The sequence below is a fragment of the Pseudomonas sp. KH_027 genome (assembly GCF_057838565.1).
In genome coordinates this window covers 106,809-124,309 of the sequence record NZ_CM174470.1, presented here as the reverse complement: position 1 = coordinate 124,309, position 17,501 = coordinate 106,809, and the positions used below count along the sequence as shown (strand labels likewise).

At 63.9% G+C, this 17,501-nt stretch carries 18 protein-coding genes; 10 read left to right on the top strand and 8 right to left on the bottom strand.

Annotated elements, in window-relative coordinates:
• Positions 1 to 6 precede the first annotated feature (6 nt).
• The 5 genes from AC3IYG_RS00610 to AC3IYG_RS00590 all read right to left on the bottom strand — a co-directional run bounded on the left by AC3IYG_RS00610 (position 7) and on the right by AC3IYG_RS00590 (position 4,593).
• The gene (locus tag AC3IYG_RS00610; RefSeq protein ID WP_489311796.1) at positions 7 to 1,965 is read right to left on the bottom strand and encodes a GGDEF domain-containing protein; all 1,959 of its coding nucleotides are present in this window, start codon (positions 1,963 to 1,965) and stop codon (positions 7 to 9) included.
• Positions 1,958 to 2,839, bottom strand: a complete 882-nt coding sequence (locus AC3IYG_RS00605) for an endonuclease/exonuclease/phosphatase family protein (RefSeq protein WP_489311795.1) — start codon at positions 2,837 to 2,839, stop codon at positions 1,958 to 1,960. The genes AC3IYG_RS00610 and AC3IYG_RS00605 overlap by 8 nt, the downstream gene beginning before the upstream one ends.
• 6 nt (positions 2,840 to 2,845) lie before the next feature.
• Entirely contained in the window at positions 2,846 to 3,478 is a 633-nt protein-coding gene (locus AC3IYG_RS00600; RefSeq protein WP_489311794.1) for a thiol:disulfide interchange protein DsbA/DsbL, read from the bottom strand.
• A gap of 174 nt (positions 3,479 to 3,652) precedes the next feature.
• Positions 3,653 to 4,258, bottom strand: coding sequence for a c-type cytochrome (locus tag AC3IYG_RS00595; RefSeq protein WP_489311793.1), 606 nt, complete (start codon positions 4,256 to 4,258; stop codon positions 3,653 to 3,655).
• A gap of 44 nt (positions 4,259 to 4,302) precedes the next feature.
• On the bottom strand, positions 4,303 to 4,593 hold the full coding sequence (locus AC3IYG_RS00590; protein ID WP_489311792.1) for a c-type cytochrome: 291 nt from the start codon (positions 4,591 to 4,593) through the stop codon (positions 4,303 to 4,305).
• A gap of 195 nt (positions 4,594 to 4,788) precedes the next feature.
• Between AC3IYG_RS00590 and yihA the strand changes: the two genes are divergently transcribed.
• Positions 4,789 to 5,433 (top strand): ribosome biogenesis GTP-binding protein YihA/YsxC, encoded by a 645-nt coding sequence (gene yihA, locus AC3IYG_RS00585; protein ID WP_489311791.1) that lies wholly within the window; start codon positions 4,789 to 4,791, stop codon positions 5,431 to 5,433.
• 279 nt (positions 5,434 to 5,712) lie between these two features.
• Here yihA and polA read toward each other — a convergent pair whose 3' ends face one another.
• Positions 5,713 to 8,565, bottom strand: coding sequence for a DNA polymerase I (gene polA, locus AC3IYG_RS00580; RefSeq protein ID WP_489311790.1), 2,853 nt, complete (start codon positions 8,563 to 8,565; stop codon positions 5,713 to 5,715).
• 74 nt (positions 8,566 to 8,639) lie between these two features.
• On the opposite strand from polA, the gene AC3IYG_RS00575 reads away from it, so the two are divergent.
• A complete protein-coding gene (locus AC3IYG_RS00575) occupies positions 8,640 to 8,924 on the top strand; it encodes a DUF2782 domain-containing protein (RefSeq protein ID WP_489311789.1) in 285 nt (94 codons plus the stop codon).
• Between the two features lie 31 nt (positions 8,925 to 8,955).
• Complete coding sequence (locus tag AC3IYG_RS00570; protein ID WP_489311788.1) at positions 8,956 to 9,906, top strand: homoserine kinase; 951 nt, start codon at positions 8,956 to 8,958, stop codon at positions 9,904 to 9,906.
• A gap of 136 nt (positions 9,907 to 10,042) precedes the next feature.
• Here the strand turns inward: AC3IYG_RS00570 and AC3IYG_RS00565 are convergent, their stop codons facing one another.
• Entirely contained in the window at positions 10,043 to 10,966 is a 924-nt protein-coding gene (locus AC3IYG_RS00565) for a zinc ABC transporter substrate-binding protein (RefSeq protein WP_489311787.1), read from the bottom strand.
• A 63-nt stretch (positions 10,967 to 11,029) separates the two neighbouring features.
• Here AC3IYG_RS00565 and zur point away from each other — a divergent pair, with 63 nt between their 5' ends.
• The 7 genes from zur to AC3IYG_RS00530 all read left to right on the top strand — a co-directional run bounded on the left by zur (position 11,030) and on the right by AC3IYG_RS00530 (position 16,792).
• Entirely contained in the window at positions 11,030 to 11,515 is a 486-nt protein-coding gene (zur, locus tag AC3IYG_RS00560) for a zinc uptake transcriptional repressor Zur (RefSeq protein WP_489311786.1), read from the top strand.
• On the top strand, positions 11,512 to 12,321 hold the full coding sequence (gene znuC / locus AC3IYG_RS00555) for a zinc ABC transporter ATP-binding protein ZnuC (protein WP_489311785.1): 810 nt from the start codon (positions 11,512 to 11,514) through the stop codon (positions 12,319 to 12,321). The genes zur and znuC overlap by 4 nt, the downstream gene beginning before the upstream one ends.
• Positions 12,314 to 13,102: a zinc ABC transporter permease subunit ZnuB gene (gene znuB, locus AC3IYG_RS00550; RefSeq protein WP_489311784.1), complete on the top strand. Its 789-nt coding sequence runs from the start codon at positions 12,314 to 12,316 to the stop codon at positions 13,100 to 13,102. Before znuC ends, znuB begins: the two co-directional genes overlap by 8 nt.
• A 103-nt stretch (positions 13,103 to 13,205) precedes the next feature.
• Entirely contained in the window at positions 13,206 to 14,075 is an 870-nt protein-coding gene (locus tag AC3IYG_RS00545) for a PA5502 family lipoprotein (protein ID WP_489311783.1), read from the top strand.
• A 213-nt stretch (positions 14,076 to 14,288) separates the two neighbouring features.
• Positions 14,289 to 15,296 (top strand): methionine ABC transporter ATP-binding protein, encoded by a 1,008-nt coding sequence (locus tag AC3IYG_RS00540; protein WP_489311782.1) that lies wholly within the window; start codon positions 14,289 to 14,291, stop codon positions 15,294 to 15,296.
• Positions 15,296 to 15,970: a methionine ABC transporter permease gene (locus AC3IYG_RS00535; protein WP_489311781.1), complete on the top strand. Its 675-nt coding sequence runs from the start codon at positions 15,296 to 15,298 to the stop codon at positions 15,968 to 15,970. Before AC3IYG_RS00540 ends, AC3IYG_RS00535 begins: the two co-directional genes overlap by 1 nt.
• Before the next feature lie 48 nt (positions 15,971 to 16,018).
• Entirely contained in the window at positions 16,019 to 16,792 is a 774-nt protein-coding gene (locus AC3IYG_RS00530) for a MetQ/NlpA family ABC transporter substrate-binding protein (protein WP_489311780.1), read from the top strand.
• A 64-nt stretch (positions 16,793 to 16,856) separates the two neighbouring features.
• Here the strand turns inward: AC3IYG_RS00530 and AC3IYG_RS00525 are convergent, their stop codons facing one another.
• Positions 16,857 to 17,492 (bottom strand): SCO family protein, encoded by a 636-nt coding sequence (locus tag AC3IYG_RS00525; RefSeq protein WP_489311779.1) that lies wholly within the window; start codon positions 17,490 to 17,492, stop codon positions 16,857 to 16,859.
• Positions 17,493 to 17,501 lie beyond the last annotated feature (9 nt).

Below are 17,501 nucleotides of genomic sequence, written 5' to 3'. Positions count from 1 at the left end.
GCTAACCTAACCGATGTCGATCCGGTTGCGACCGTTGCGTTTGGCCCGGTACAGCGCCTGGTCGGCGCGCTCGAAAACCAGTTCGCTGCGTTCGCCCGAGCAGAACGCCGTAAGCCCGGCGGACAAGGTGATGGTCACGCGCTCGCCCTTGAAGTGGAACGGGCAAGCCTCGATGCCGGCACGCAGGGTTTCCAGCAGCTGCTGACCACCGGCCAGCGGGGTCGACGGCAGCAGCAGGACGAATTCCTCGCCACCGAAACGCGCCATGAAATCGGTCTTGCGCAGACGGTTGCTCAGCTCGCCGGCGATGATCTTGAGCACCTTGTCGCCGGCCAGATGGCCATAGTTGTCGTTGATCCGCTTGAAAAAATCGATATCCAGCACCGCCAGCAGCAAATCGCCGCCATAACGTTGCCAGCGCGCCACTTCCAGCTCCAGGCGCTCGCTCCAGGCCGCGCGGTTGGGCAAGCCGGTGAGCGGATCGGTCAGGGCCTTCAGGCGCTGCTCCTCGAGGTGGTCGCGAAAGCCCTTGGCCTCCTGCTCCATGCTCGACACGCGCTCGACCAGGGTCTGCAAACGACCGGCGACTTGCTGTTCGCGCTCATCGCGCTGGTGCTGGTACTGCTCCATGGTGCTCAACAGACCATCCAGGCGATTCTCGACCAGGTACTTGAGGCTGCTCAGGTCGGTGGCCTCCTGCACGCTGCTGTGCAGCCCATCGACCTGCTGACGCAGTTCGGTGTCGAGCTCGCGGGCCGCCAGCATGGAGTCGGCATAACCTTCGTGGGCATCCTGCAGGCCGCCCTGGAAGGTCGCCAGACGCTCGTTCAGTTGCTTGAGGTAGCCCTCGAACTCGCGCTGGCCAATGTCAGCCACCGCCAGCATCAGCACGGCAAAGTCGTCCAGCACCGGCACCAGTTCGTACATGTTCAAGCCAGCCTGGATGCGCTGGCGCAGGGTGTCGGCCTGGGGCTGGTGCCGCTCCGGCACGGTCAACTCGTCGAGCAGACCCAGCAGCGTGGCCTCGACGTGCCCGGCAATCGCGCTGTAACTCGGCTCAGTGCTCACCGGTATGGCATAGAGCGGGTCGGACGGGGTCAGTTCCGCCAACGTGGCCACCGCGGGGATCGCCGCAGAGACCACCGAGCCCTCGGTCAACAGCGTCGCGGACATAGGCAGGCTGTCCAAGACCGTCAACGCGGGCCTCGCGGGTGCCGGGGCATCGACTGCAACCGCCAGCGCCGCATCGGAAGCGGGCAGCGGCGCGGAGGCGGGTGCGGCACTGGCGGGCGGCAACATGACGGCCGGAGCGGCCGCCACGGGTATCGGCTCCAGTACCGCCGCGGCGCTGGCTTCAGCTATCACGGCGGTTGCCGGCACGGGCGGGCTCATCGGCGCGCGCACGGCCAATGGCGCATCGCTGTCAGGCAGGCTCTCGGGCACATCGCGGCCACCGAACAGGCGCTGCAACAAACCGGGACGCGCCGCTTCCGGGTTTTCCAATATGGCCAGGGCCTGACGCTGCAAACCACTCAGTTCCGCCAGCAACGCCGGCAACTCGCGCGGCTGGCTGGCGCGCTCTTCCAACTGCTTGGTGAAGCGTTTGAGTGGCTTGCGCACTTCGCTGGGCAACGGCAAGGCCAATAACTGGCTGACCAGCCCGCCCAGCGCGCTGGTGACTTGCCCGATCCGCTCCTGCCGACGTTGCTCGGAATCCAGCGCGACCCTTTCCAGGCGCGGGATCAGCGCGGAAAGCCCGGCATCCATGTCCTCGCGGCGTACTATCTCACGCAAGTCCTGCATGCACTGGTCGACGGCCTTGTCCGTCCCTTCGGCGGCCAGCGAGCTGCGCACCAGACCGCGGCGCAACAGGTCGAGGCGGGCGTCCCAGCGGCGTTCGAGCTTCTCTTGCTGCTCGAGATTGCTCAGGTACTTCTCTTTCCAGCGCTGGGTATCGTCACTCATGTCGGTATTCCGCGAGGGGCATATTCGACCTCGGCGTATTCCCGCCGAGGCTCTCCGGCAAGCGAATCTCGACCGCCACCGGCAGATGATCGGAAATCGGTAGAGCAAGCACCCGCACGCGTTCCAAGGTCAGGCTAGAACTCAGCAGGATATGGTCAAGGCAGCGCTGCGGCCGCCAACTGGGGAACGTCGCCTCCACCTGCGGCGCCAGCAGCCCCAGGTCGCGCAATGGCGAGTGCAGCAGCAGATCCGCTGCCTGGGTGTTCATGTCGCCCATCAGGATCTGGTGGCGATAGCCGCCGATCAACTCGCGGATATAGGCCAGTTGCCGGGTGCGTGTCCGCGCCCCGAGCGACAGGTGCATCATCACCACCACCAACGCTTCGACACCCTCGCCGAAGCGCAACAGGATCGCCCCGCGTCCGGGTGGGCCGGGCAGTGGATGATCTTCCAGAAGCGTAGGCTGCAGGCGGCTGAGCACGCCGTTGCTGTGCTGGGCGAAACGCCCGAGATTGCGATTGAGCTGCTGGTACCAGTAGGGAAAGGTGCCGAGTTGGGCGAGGTGTTCGACTTGATTGACGTAGTTCGAACGCAGGCTGCCGCCATCCGCCTCCTGCAGGGCGACCAGGTCGTAGTCACCGAGCAGCGCGCCGATCCGTTGCAGATTGCCGGCGCGCCCCCGATGCGGCAACAGATGTTGCCAGCCGCGCGTCAGGTAATGCCGGTAGCGCTCGGTGCTGTTGCCCACTTGGATATTGAAGCTGAGCAACCGCAACCGACCGTCCGCGGGCAGGCCGTTGGCGGCCCCGCAGTGCGCATTGACCTGCGGGGTGCGCAAACCAGCCACACGTTCGGCACCCCAGCGGCGCAGCATGGCCGCTTACTGCGCGGCGCGTTCTTTGGCGATCAACTGGTCGGCCACATCCAGCGCTTGCTGCGGGCCACCGGCCGAGCTGATATCAAAACGGTACTTGCCGTTGACGATCATCACCGGGACGCCACTGATCTGATAGGCCATGGCCAGCTTCTTGGCTTTCTCCATCTGACCCTTCACGCCAAAGGAGTTGTAGGTCTTGAGGAATTCGTCTTTATCGATGCCTTGGGTGGCGAGGAACTCAGCCATTTCTTCCGGCGTGGCGAGTTTCTTGCCGTCCTTCTGGATGGCTTCGAAGATCGCGCCGTGAACCTTGCTCTCGACCTTCATCGATTCGAGCGTGATGAACAGCTGGCCGTGCGCATTCCACACACCGCCGAACAGAGCCGGGATGCGGATGAAGTTGACGTCTGCAGGTAGCTTCTCGATCCATGGATTGATGGTCGGCTCGAAGTTGTAGCAATGCGGGCAGCCGTACCAGAACAGCTCCACCACTTCGATCTGGCCTGGCTTGGAGACCGGCACCGGGCTGCTCAGCTCGACGTACTGCTTGCCCGCCTGGATCGGCTCGGCAGCGTTTGCAGTCATCCCGAACAAACTTGCAGTCGCGAGGACGGCACTGAAAATCAGGTTACGCATGCGTTACTCCTTGGCTGATAAAACTCGCCCGATGGTGGACTGGAATTCGACCCACGGGCCTGAAGCTGGTTCCCGCTATTGTACCGGCGGCCCCAACGAAAAAGGGTGGCCTTCGCCACCCTTTTCGTTCCGCTCATCCGTAGCGGATTAACGGTCTTGGCTCAGAGCCGGTGCTTAGTGCAGACCCTGGATATAGCTGGAGACGGCAGCCATGTCCTTGTTGCTCAGCTTGGCCGCGATGCCGCGCATGATCATGCTGTCGCCATCGTTGGTGCGGTTGCCTTCGCGGAAGTCGGTCAGTTGCTTGCTCACATAGGCCGCGTGCTGGCCGCCCAGTTGCGGGAAGCCGGCCGCCGCATTGCCGGCACCGTCAGGCGAGTGGCAACCGGTGCAGGCCGGCATGCCTTGATCGAGCTTGCCGCCGCGGAACAGCGCTTCACCACGTGCAACCAGAGCAGGATCGGCGGCGCCGACGCTCATCTTCTGGCTGGCGAAGTACGCTGCGATGTCCTGCAGATCCTGATCGCTCAAATTGGTCAGCAGCCCGGTCATTTCCAACACTTGGCGGTTGCCGGACTTGATGTCGTTCATTTGTTTGAGCAGGTAGCGCTCGCCCTGGCCCGCCAGTTTCGGGAAGTTCGGTGCAGGGCTGTTGCCATCGGCACCGTGGCAGGCACCACAGACAGCGGCTTTGCCCTGACCAGCAGCGGCGTCGCCTGCGGCGTGAGCCATACCGGAGAGGCCCAGGGTCAACAGCAGACTCACGAGTACTTTGTTCATCAGCTAATCCAATTACGGCTAAGGGGAGAGAATCAACGCGTGGCTTACTTGCTCATCCATTCGATGACGGCATGGTAATCCTCAGCGCTACAGTCGGTGCACAGGCCGCGCGGCGGCATGGCGTTCAAACCATTGGTGACGTGCTGCACCAGCGTATCCATGCCCAGGGCCAAACGCGGCTCCCAGGCAGCCTTGTCGCCTTTTTTCGGCGCCATCGGCAGTTGCCCATTATGGCAAGCCGCACAGGAACGGTTGAACACCGCTTCCGGGTCCTGAGCCGCCTGAACCTGCAAGGACAACACTAGGCTACCGGCAGCCAGCAGCAACATCTTCATCAGATCAACCTCATCAGGGAGGAAAGCGTTCTGCGTTCTTATTGCGCAGAATCTCTAAATCGTTCCCGCAAATACCCGTCCTGCTGCGGGACAAAGCGCACACAAAATCTGCGGCATTATATACTGGCGTCACTGAAACGGAAACGACACCGCATGCCGGGCCAACCGCTGGCACCGCCCTCACCGGAAAATTCGATGCAACCTAAGAACCCCATCATCGGTCTGTGCCAACAAGCCGCCTTTATGATCAGCGCCGCCAAAGTCGACCAATGCCCGGACGACGAAGGCTACGAAGTCGCTTTCGCCGGCCGTTCCAACGCCGGCAAATCCAGCGCGCTGAACACCCTGACCCACGCCAGCCTGGCGCGCACGTCGAAGACGCCGGGCCGTACCCAGTTGCTGAACTTCTTCCGCCTGGACGACGAGCGCCGCCTGGTCGACCTGCCGGGCTATGGCTACGCCAAGGTGCCGATCCCGCTCAAGCTGCACTGGCAGCGCCACCTGGAAGCCTACCTGGGCAGCCGCCGCAGCCTGTCCGGGCTGATGCTGATGATGGACATCCGCCATCCGCTGACCGAGTTCGACCTGCTGATGCTCGACTGGTCCGCGGCCAGCCAGATGCCGATGCACATCCTGCTGACCAAGGCCGACAAACTGGCCTACGGCGCGGCGAAGAACGCCTTGCTCAAGGTGCAACAGGACCTGCGCAGAGGCTGGGGCGAGGGGATCAGTATCCAACTGTTCTCGGCACCGAAGCGCCAGGGCATCGAGGAGGCGCAGGCCGTACTGGCGCGCTGGATGCACCTGGAAGACCGCATGCCAGAAGGGCTTGAGGAGTAAATCGCGGGCAAAAAAAACCCCGAGCATCGTATGGGGAGGGAGAGGCTCGGGGTTTAAGGTCTGAACCGCTAGGGCGGGGTTCAGATATCTGCCAACACTTAACACAACATAGGAGCACTGAAGGGCTTCATCAGCCGTTCATATGCTCTGACCCGAGCCTTTTGCAGAAAGTTCATGGCTTTTTCAAAACCTCTTGCGATAAGCAGATTTCGCATAATTTCCTGAGGTTTTAAAAAATCGGCAACGCTGCGACCTTATGCCGCAGCCCGATTGTGCCGATCAGTGCGCCTCATCCCAATTCGCACCCACGCCGACATCCACCAGCAACGGCACCGCCAATTGCGCGGCGCCGCTCATGCGCTGGCGAACCTGATCGCGCACCTCGTCGAGCAGGTCCTCGCGCACTTCCAGCACCAGTTCATCGTGTACCTGCAAGATGACTTTGGCATCCAGCCCGGATTCGCCGAGCCAGGTATCAACCGCAACCATCGCCCGCTTCATGATGTCCGCCGCAGTGCCTTGCATCGGCGCGTTGATCGCCGTGCGCTCGGCGCCTTTACGCAGGCCGGCGTTCTTCGAGTGGATCTCCGGCAGGTAAAGGCGACGACCGAACAGGGTCTCGACATAACCCTGCTCGCCGGCCTGCTCGCGGGTGCGCTCCATATACGCCAACACCCCGGGATAGCGGGCGAAGTAACGGTCGATATAGGCCTGTGACTGCTTGCGGTCGACGCCGATCTGCTTGGCCAGGCCAAAGGCGCTCATGCCGTAGATCAGCCCGAAGTTGATCGCCTTGGCGCTGCGGCGCTGGTCGGTCGTGACCTGATCCAGCTCGACGCCGAAGACTTCCGCCGCCGTCGCGCGGTGTACATCGAGGTTATTGCGGAAGGCGTGCAGCAGCCCTTCGTCCTGGGCCAGGTGGGCCATGATCCGCAGCTCGATCTGCGAATAGTCGGCTGCCAGCAATTTGTAGCCGATCGGGGCGATGAAGGCCTGACGAATGCGCCGCCCCTCGGCGGTGCGGATCGGGATGTTCTGCAGGTTCGGGTCACTGGAAGACAAGCGTCCGGTCGCCGTCACCGCCTGGTGGTAGGAGGTGTGGATACGCCCGGTACGCGGGTTGATCTGTTCCGGCAGGCGGTCGGTGTAGGTGCTCTTGAGCTTGCTCAGGGAGCGGTACTGCATCAGCACCTTGGGCAGCGGGAAGTCCTGTTCGGCCAGCTCGGCGAGTACCGCCTCGGCGGTCGAAGCCTGACCTTTGGCGGTCTTGCTCAACACCGGCAGGCCGAGCTTCTCGTAGAGGATCACGCCGAGTTGTTTGGGCGAACTGAGGTTGAACTCCTCACCGGCAATGGCAAAGGCTTCGCGCTCCAACTGCACCAGCTTCTCGCCCAGCTCATGGCTCTGGATGCCGAGCAGGTTGGCGTCGACCAGCGCGCCCTGGCGCTCGATCCGCGCCAGCACCGGTACCAGCGGCATTTCGATCTCGCTCAGGACCTTGGCCAGGCTCGGCACTGCACTCAGCTTGGCCCACAGGACCTGATGCAGACGCAGGGTCACGTCGGCATCCTCGGCGGCGTAGGGGCCGGCCTGTTCAAGGGCGATCTGGTCGAAGCTCAGCTGCTTGGCGCCTTTGCCGGCAATATCCTCGAAGGCGATGGTGCTGTGGTCGAGGTATTTCAGCGCCAGGCTGTCCATGTTGTGGCGGGTCGCGGTCGAGTCCAGCACATAGGATTCGAGCATGCTGTCGAAGGCCACACCCCGCACAACAATGCCGTTCTGCGGGTCGCCGCCGATGGCGCAGTTGGCCAGGATGTTGATGTCGTACTTGGCGTGCTGGCCGACCTTGGCTTTGTGCGGGTCTTCCAGCAGCGGCTTGAGCGCCTTGAGCACCGTGTCGCGATCGAGCTGCGCCGGCACGCCCATATAGGAGTGGGTCAGGGGTATATAGGCGGCTTCGTGGGCGCTGACCGCAAAGGAGAGACCGACCAGTTGCGCCTGTTGCGCGTCGAGGCCGGTGGTCTCGGTGTCGAAGGCGAACAACTCGGCCTGCTTGAGCTTGTCCAGCCAGACCTCGAAGCGCGCGCTATCGAGCACGGTTTCGTAATCAGTGACAGCGGCTGTCGGGCTGTGCCCGGCGTCCTCTGCCACACCGCCAACAGGCTGCTCGACGTCAACCGTCGTTGTTGCCACGGGTGCCGCGACCGGGTCGAACAGACCACCGGAACGAATCGATGCGACATCTGCCGCTTTTACTTCGCGCGCCAACTCATCGATCCAGCTCTTGAACTCCAGCTCGGTATACAGCGCGATCAATGCCGCACGGTCAGTGGCGCCGATGTGCAAGTCGTCGATCTGCACATCCAGCGGCACATCGAGCTTGATCGTCGCCAGCTGATAGGACAGGTAAGCCATCTCGCGGTGTTCGGCGAGCTTGGCCGGCAGCGTCTTGGCGCCGCGAATCGGCAGTTCGGGGACTTTGTCGAGGTTGGCGTAGAGCACGTCCAGGCCGCCGCCGACGCCCACCAGTAGCCCTAGCGCGGTCTTTTCGCCGACGCCGGGCACGCCGGGAATGTTGTCGACCTTGTCGCCCATCAGCGCCAGGTAGTCGATGATCAGCTCAGGACCGACACCAAATTTCGCTTTCACGCCATCCACGTCGTAGACGCTACCGGTCATGGTATTGACCAAGGTAACGTGCGGGCAGACCAGCTGCGCCATGTCCTTGTCACCGGTGGAAATCACCACGTCACGGCCGATGGCGGCACTTTGCCGGGCCAGGGTGCCGATCACATCGTCGGCCTCCACGCCCTCGACGCACAGCAGTGGAAAGCCCAGGGCACGCACGCTGGCATGCAGCGGCTCGATCTGCACCCGCATGTCATCCGGCATCGACGGGCGATTGGCCTTGTACTCGGCAAACATCTCGTCACGGAAGGTCCCGCCCTTGGCATCGAACACCACCGCGAAGGGGCTCTGTGGGTACTGTTTGCGCAGGCTCTTGAGCATGTTCAACACGCCCTTGACCGCGCCGGTTGGCAAACCCTTGGAGGTGGTCAAGGGTGGCAAGGCGTGGAAAGCGCGATACAGGTAAGACGAACCGTCCACCAGGACTAAGGGAGCTTGAGACATGCGCAGGATCAACCTTTTCGACGGGGCCGGCGTTAGAATGGCCGAACCATTGACGACAAAGGGACAAGGTTACCATGCGCACCATCAACCGCCTGTTACTGGCCAGTGTGTTAGCGCTCGGCCCGCTCGTAGCCTTCGCCGAAGAACCAGTGTCCGCCGAACCGGATGTGACCATCCGCAAGGACGGCGACAAGACCATCCAGGAATACCGGGTCAATGGCTTTCTGTACGCCATCAAGATTATCCCCAAAGGCGGCAAACCCTACTTTCTGGTGCGCGCCGACGGCAGCGACGGCAACTTCATCCGCTCGGACAACCCCGACATGCTGATCCCTTCCTGGGAAATCTTCAGCTGGTAGTCGTCCGCCCAACCAGTCGTCAGGTCTGACCATGTCTGTATTCACGCCCCTCGAACGTACCGAGCTGGAAGCCTTTCTCGCCCCTTACGGGCTCGGTCGCCTGCGCGATTTTCAAGGCATCAGCGCCGGTAGCGAGAACAGCAACTTCTTCATCAGCCTGGAGCAGGGCGAGTTCGTGCTGACCCTGGTGGAGCGCGGGCCGATCCAGGATCTGCCGTTCTTCATCGAATTGCTCGACGTGCTGCATGCCGCCGGCCTGCCGGTGCCCTATGCCCTGCGTACCCGCGAGGGCGAGGCCTTGCGCAGCCTGGCGGAAAAGCCGGCGCTGTTGCAGCCGCGCCTGCCGGGCAAGCACATCAGCCAACCCAACGCCCACCATTGCAGCGAAGTCGGCAGCCTGCTGGCACGCCTGCATCTGGCCACCCGCGAGCACGTGCTGGAGCGCAAAAGCGATCGCGGCCTGGATTGGATGCTCAACGAAGGCCCGAGCCTGGCGTTGCAGTTACCGGAACAAGAGCTGCCGCTGCTGCGCAACGCGCTGATCGAGATCGCCGCACTCAAGCCGCAGGTGCTGGCGTTGCCGCGCGCCAACCTGCATGCCGATCTGTTCCGCGACAATGTGCTGTTCGACGGCCCGCACCTGACCGGGCTGATCGACTTCTACAACGCCTGCTCCGGACCGATGCTCTACGACCTGGCGATTGCCCTGAACGACTGGTGCTCCCATGCCGACGGTCAACTCGACGGCCCGCGTGCCCGCGCCCTGCTCGGCGCCTATGCCGCGTTGCGGCCCTTCACGCCCGCCGAAGCGCAACTCTGGCCGGCACTGCTGCGCATTGCCTGCGTACGCTTCTGGCTGTCGCGCCTGATCGCCGCCGAATCCTTCGCCGGCCAGGCCGTGCTGATCCATGACCCGGCGGAATTCCAACGGCGCCTGGCCCAACGCCAGCAGATCAGCCTGCCGCTGCCGTTCGCGCTCTAACTTGCCCACCTGATGGCCAATTGGCGGGTTACGCCTACGGCTAACCCGCCCAAAGCCGACAACGTACCTTGTAGGGTGGGTTAGCCGCGCAGCCGCGTAACCCACTTGCCAGCCCTATGGCCGGCACTCACACCACCTACAAGTCTTCCAGGCAACCGGCCAGGCCACTGGCCAGGTTTTCCAGCAATGCCTCATAGCCCGTGGCCTCCACCGGCAACGCACCGCCCATGGCATCCAACTCGGCCAGCCGCACCGGCAGCCCGGCGGTCAGGGTTTCGGCCAGCCGCGGGCGCAGCGGCGGCTCGCTGAATACGCAGGTCGCGCCTACCTGCTGCAAACGCTCGCGCATTGCCGCCACATGCTGCACCCCCGGCTGCACCTCGCTGGCCACGCTGAATACCCCGGCGTGCTGCAGACCGTAGGCGGCCTCGAAATAATCGTAGGCTTCGTGGAACACGAAGTAGGGCTTGCCGGCGATACCGGCCAGACGCGCCTGCAAGCGCTGATCCAAGGCCGTCAGGCGCTCGCCGAACGCCTTGAGGTTAGCCTGGTAACGCGTGGCATTGGCCGGGTCGGCGGCAATCAGGTCGGCGGCCATGCGTGCGGCAATCACCCGCGCATTGGCCGGCAACAGCCACAGGTGCGCATCCAGAGTGCCGGGGCGGTGATCGTGGTCATGCTCGTGCTCATCCGCGGCATCGGCCGCCGCTGCATGCCCCGCCTGCGCTTCGCCAAAATGCCGCAGGCTCAGGCCCGGCAGGTTTTGCACGGCCACGCTGGGCAGGCTGCGGCCTTGCAGCACGCGCGGCAGAAAGCCTTCCATGTCCGGGCCGATCCAATACAGCAACTCGACTTCGCGCACCCGACGCACGTCCGATGGGCGCAACGCATAGTTGTGCGGCGAAGCCCCCGGCGGCAGCAGCACCGCGGGCGTACCGACGCCATCCTGCACCGCGGCGGCGATCAGTTGCAGGGGCTTGATACTGGTCAGCAGGCGTACCTCGGCCTGGGCCGAAGCCACACCGAAGGAAAAAATCAGCAAGGCAAGCAAACGCGACACAGGCGCAGACTCCGCAGCGAAAGAGTTATAGAATAACGTCTCTTTCAGCAGCCGTCGCCGCCCATGATCCTGACCCCCCTGGCTTCCCGCCCCCACGACCACTCCCATTGCGTGCACAACGCCCTGGCGGAAGCCGACGCCATCTGCACGCGCCTGGGCTTGCGCCTGACCGCCCTGCGCCGGCGCGTGCTGGAATTGGTCTGGCAGAGTCACAAGCCACTGGGCGCCTACGACATCCTCGGCGTGCTGACCGAACAAGATGGCCGTCGCGCGGCACCACCGACCGTCTATCGGGCGCTGGATTTCCTTCTGGAAAACGGCCTGGTGCATCGCATCGCATCGCTCAACGCTTTCGTCGGCTGCAACCACCCGGAGCATGCCCACCAGGGCCAGTTCCTGATCTGCCGCAACTGCCACGCGGCGATCGAGCTGGAACAGCTGGCGATCAGCCAGGCCATCATCGACAGTTCCGCCGCCGTTGGCTTCAGTGTGGAAAGCCAGACCGTCGAAGTCGTCGGCCTGTGCGCCGGCTGCCGGAAAGCCGGATGAGCGACGCCCTGATCCGCCTGCAAGGCGTTGGTGTCAGCTTCGCCGGGCAAAGTGTGCTCAAAGACGTGCAGCTCGGCGTGCAGCCGGGGCAAATCGTCACCCTGATCGGCCCCAACGGCGCCGGCAAGACCACCCTGGTGCGCGCCGTGCTCGGTCTGCTGAAAGTCGAGGTCGGCAGCGTCTGGCGCAAGCCGAAACTGCGCATCGGCTATATGCCGCAGAAGCTCCATATCGATGCCACCTTGCCGCTCTCGGTGCTGCGTTTTCTGCGCCTGGTACCAGGCGTCGACCGCCCCGCAGCCTTGGCGGCATTGGCCGAAGTCGGCGCCGAACAGGTGATCGACAGCCCGCTGCAAAGCATTTCCGGCGGCGAGTTGCAGCGCGTGCTGCTGGCCCGTGCGCTGCTGCGCAAGCCCGAGCTGCTGGTGCTCGACGAACCGGTGCAGGGCGTCGATGTGGCCGGCCAGGCCGAGCTGTACCGGCTGATCACGCGCCTGCGCGACCGCCATGGCTGTGGCGTGCTGATGGTTTCTCACGACCTGCACCTGGTGATGAGCACCACCGACCAGGTGGTCTGCCTGAACCGGCATGTCTGCTGTTCCGGTCATCCGGAACAGGTCAGCGGCGACCCGGCCTTCGTCGAGCTGTTCGGGCAGGACGCGCAAGCCCTGGCGATCTACCACCACCGCCACGACCACGCCCATGACCTGCACGGCGCGGTAGTGGCCGAACCGCCGGCCGCCGGGCTGAGCATCAAGGGCCAGGTGCAACCCCATGTTCATGGAGATGGCTGCAACCATGCCTGACTTTCTCCTCCACGCCCTGCTCGCCGGCCTCGCCCTGGCGCTGGTCGCCGGGCCGCTCGGCTCCTTCGTGGTCTGGCGGCGCATGGCCTATTTCGGCGACACCCTGGCGCATGCCGCCCTGCTCGGCGTAGCCCTCGGCTTTCTGCTGGATGTCAGCCCGACCCTGGCGGTGACGGTCGGCTGCGTATTGCTCGCCGTGCTGCTGGTCACTCTGCAACAACGCCAGCCACTGGCCTCCGACACCCTGCTGGGGATTCTCGCGCCGACCACCCTGTCGCTGGGCCTGGTGGTGCTGAGCTTCATGCACGACGTGCGGATCGACCTGATGGCCTACCTGTTCGGCGACCTGCTCGCCGTCAGCCCCACCGATCTGGCCTGGATTCTCGGCGGCAGCGCGTTGGTCCTGCTGAGCCTGACCGCCCTCTGGCGGCCGTTGCTGGCGGTCACCGTGCACGAGGAACTGGCCAAGGTCGAAGGCCTGCCCGTCGCCAGCCTGCGCCTGGCATTGATGCTGCTGATCGCGGTGGTGATCGCCGTGGCAATGAAGATTGTCGGCGTCCTGCTGATCACCTCGCTGCTGATCATCCCGGCCGCCGCCGCCCAACGCCACGCACGCACGCCGGAGCAGATGGCCGGCGGCGCCAGCCTGCTCGGCTTGCTCGCCGTCTGCGCGGGCCTGGCGCTGTCCTGGTTCAAGGACACGCCGGCCGGGCCGTCGATCGTGGTTTCGGCGGCGGCGCTGTTCCTGCTGAGCTTCGCCCTGCCGCGCCGTACCGCGTAGCGGCGGCGGAGCACGGCGCCAAGGCATACGCCAGCCGAGGTTTGGTTCCAGCCCCTCGCGCGGTGTAGACTCGCGGGTTTTGCGCCATCTGAGAGTTGCAGGAATGAAGCCGTTCGCCTCCCGTTGTCTGCCCATTGTGGTGATTTCCCTGCTGTTAGCCGCATGCCAGAGCCCGTCAAACAATACGCTGGTGCCGACCGATGAGCTGATCACGGCGTTCCGCCAGTTGGACCAGAGCCTGGCCAGCGGCCAACTGAGCATCGCCGAAAGCCAGCTCGACGCGCTGCAACAGCGTGCCGCTGGCGATACGCGCCTGGAACAATACCAACGCCAACTGGCCGAGGCCTATCTGCAACAGGGCCAAAGCGCACTGCAAAAGGGCGACCTGGATACCGCCGCCAAGGCCCTGAGCCATGCCCGCAGCTTTATGCCGCAAGCCCCGGCACTGACCACCGGCCTGGATAGCGCCATTGCCCAGGCCCGCGCCGCCGAGCTGAGCGCCGCCGAGCAGGCCCGTAACCACGCCGCGCAAGCCGCTGTCGCCAGTGAAACCGCCGCGCGCGCCGAACAAGCCCGGCAACAGCGCCTGGCCGCCGAACGCCAAGCCGCCGCCAGCAAAGCCGCACAAGTCCCCAGCAGCACGCCGGTAGAAGTACCCGTGGCGGCGCCGAGCACACCCGTGGCCCGCTTGATCGACCCGGCGGCCAGTAGCAGCGTGATCCCCCTGCCGATGCTCGACACCCAGGACAATGAACGCCTGCGCAGCCTGCTCGATGCCGTCGCTGCCGATGTGGTGGCCTTCAACTGCGCGGTGCGCATCGAAGTTCGCCAGGCCAAGGATTTCCCTTGGGTGGCCGCCTTGCTCTCGGCGCGAATCAAGAAAATCGCCCCGGGCTTCAGCCCGCGCTTGTCGCAGGTGATCAAGCCGGAGCAGGTGCCGCGTCTGCTGCTCAGCCCGCAGCGCAAGGGTTGACGAAGGACGTGGTAGGAGCGGCCCATGGCCGCGACCCTCCAGAGCGGGAGTGTTGGCCTGGTCTCACGGTCATGGACTGCTCCTTCGCCGGCCCTAATACGTTTTCGCTATAGCCATAGGCCTACAAAGATTTTTGCGGCCTATTAAGTGCCGGGTAAACTAGCGCCCCCTTATGCCTACCCGGCAGATCGACAAGCCCAAAAGGTTTAACGCGTGATCGACTTCCACCACGTCCACAAGGCGTACCGCGTCAGTGGGCGCGATATTCCGGCCTTGCAGCCCACCGACCTGAGCATCGCCCGTGGTGAAGTGTTCGGCATCATCGGCCATTCCGGCGCCGGCAAAAGTACCTTGCTGCGCCTGATCAACCGCCTGGAAGAGCCCTCCGGCGGGCGCATCCGGATCGACGGCGACGACGTCACCGCCCTGGACGCCAAGGGCCTGCGGCGCTTCCGCCAGCAAGTCGGGATGATCTTCCAGCACTTCAACCTGCTGGCTTCGAAAAGCGTCGCCGACAATGTCGCCTTGCCGTTGAAGCTGGCCGGCGAGTTGTCGCGTCGTGAAATCGAACAACGGGTCGCCGAGCTGCTCGAACGGGTCGGCCTCAGCGAGCACGCGAGGAAATACCCGGCGCAACTGTCCGGCGGGCAGAAGCAGCGGGTCGGCATCGCCCGCGCGCTGGCAACCAAGCCGAAGATCCTGCTCTGCGACGAAGCCACCAGCGCCCTCGACCCGCAAACCACGGCCTCGGTGCTGGAGCTGCTGGCGCAGATCAACCGCGAACTGAACCTGACCATCGTGCTGATCACCCACGAGATGGACGTGATCCGCCGGGTCTGCGACCGCGTGGCGGTGATGGACGCCGGCGTGATCGTCGAGCAAGGCCCGGTGGCCGAGGTGTTTCTGCACCCGCAGCACGCGACCACCAAGCGCTTCGTGCAGGAGGCCGAGCAGATCGACGAAAGCGAACAGCGCGACGATTTCGCCCATGTGCCGGGGCGTATCCTGCGCCTGACCTTCCAGGGCGACGCGACCTATGCGCCGCTGCTCGGCACCGTGGCGCGCGAAACCGGGGTGGATTACAGCATCCTGGCCGGGCGTATCGACCGCATCAAGCAAACCCCTTACGGGCAACTGACCCTGGCCCTCACCGGCGGCAGTTTCGAGCAGGCCCTGGCGCGCTTCGAAGCAGCCGACGTGCATGTGGAGGTACTGCGTTGATGGATGCGCTCCTGGCTTTTTTCACCAACGTCGACTGGTATGAAATCTGGCTGGCGACCCTCGACACGCTGCTGATGCTCGGCGGTTCGCTGCTGTTCACCCTCCTGCTGGGGCTGCCGCTGGGCGTGCTGCTGTTCCTCACCGGGCCACGGCAGATGTTCGAGCAGAAGACCCTGTACGCGCTGCTTTCGCTGGTGGTCAACGTGCTGCGCTCGCTGCCGTTCATCATCCTGCTGATCGTGATGATCCCCTTCACTGTGCTGCTGACCGGCACCTCGCTGGGTGTGGCCGGCGCCATTCCGCCGCTGGTGGTCGGTGCTACGCCGTTCTTCGCGCGGCTGGTGGAAACCGCGCTGCGCGAGGTCGATCGCGGCATCATCGAGGCCACTCAGGCGATGGGCGCCAGCACCCGGCAAATCATCCTCAATGCCTTGCTGCCCGAAGCCCGCCCCGGCATTTTCGCCGCCACCACGGTCACCGCCATCACCCTAGTGTCCTACACGGCGATGGCCGGGGTGGTCGGCGCCGGCGGCCTCGGCGACCTGGCAATCCGCTTCGGCTATCAGCGCTTCCAGACCGATGTGATGGTGGTCACCGTCGTGCTGTTGCTGGTGCTGGTGCAAATTCTGCAAACCGTCGGCGACAAGCTGGTGGTGCACTTCTCTAGAAAATAAAACCTCGGCTATCCGCCGCCCTGACTGACATCCCACAAGGAGCACACGATGAAAAAACTACTCGCTGCTTTCGCCGCCGTGGCGGCATTCTCCACCCAGGCCAACGACACCCTGACCGTCGCCGCCACACCGGTGCCGCACGCGGAAATCCTCGAATTCATCAAACCGGCCCTGGCCCAGCAAGGCGTGGAGTTGAAGGTCAAAGTCTTCACCGACTACGTGCAGCCGAACGTGCAAGTGGCCGAGAAGCGCCTGGACGCCAACTTCTTCCAGCACCAGCCGTACCTGAATGAATTCAACAAGAGCAAAGGCACCCAGTTGCTCAGCGTCGCCGGGGTCCACGTCGAACCCTTCGGCGCCTACTCGAGCAAGATCAAGAGCCTGGCCGAACTGCCGCAGGGCGCTACCGTGGTGATCCCCAACGATGCCACCAACGGCGGCCGCGCCTTGCTGCTGCTGGATAAAGCCGGGGTGATCAAACTGAAGGACGCGCACAACATCCTCGCCACGCCGAAGGACATCGTCGAGAACCCGAAAGGCATCAAGCTGCGCGAATTGGAAGCCGCGACCCTGCCGCGCGTGCTCAGCCAAGTCGACCTGGCGCTGATCAACACCAACTACGCCCTGGAAGCCAAGCTCGACCCGAGCAAGGACGCCCTGGCGATCGAAGGTAACGACTCGCCCTACGTGAACATCCTGGTCGCCCGCCCGGACAACAAGGATTCCGAAGCCATGCAGAAACTGGCCAAAGCCCTGAACAGCCCGGAGGTGAAGCAATTCATCCTGGAGCAGTACAAAGGTGCGATCGTCCCGGCGTTCTGAGTTAAAGCAGTAAGCAAACAGCCCGCTCATCCGAGCGGGCTTTTTTATGCGCGAAAGCTTTGGATCAATCTTGGCGTTGCAACAGAATCGGCAACTGCACGGCCAGCTTGAGGTTGTTCAAGGGTGCGCGAATAAAGCCGCGCTGGGTGCCATCCGGGCCGATGATGACTAGGTTGCCGCTGTGGTCGACGGTGTAGTTTTCCTTGCTGGTATCGCCTGGGATAAACGGAATGCTCACCGCGTTCGCCAGCTTCTGGATACTCGCCAGCTCACCGGTCAGGCCCTGGAAGGCCGGGTCGAAATAGCCGAGGTACTGTTTGAGCTGCACCGGCGTATCGCGCTGCGGGTCGACGCTGACCAGGATCACCTGCAGGTTGTTCAGCGCCTCTGGCGGCATCTTGCCTTTGAGTTCGCGCAGTTGGGCCAGGGTGGTCGGGCAGATGTCCGGGCAGAAGGTGTAGCCGAAGAACAGCAGGCTCCATTTGCCCTTGAGTTGATCGACGGCGACCGGCTCACCGAGTTGGTTGCTCAGGCTCAGGTCCGGCAGCGTGCGGCTTTGTGGCAACAGAATGATGCCGGCATCGATCAACGCCGCCGGGTCGCCCTGGCTCTTGCCGTTGAGCACCTTGTGTACGGTCAGGCCCAGCACCAGCGCTACTAATGCCACGAGAACGAAAACGGTAATTTGGGTACGGGTCATAGGCTCAAC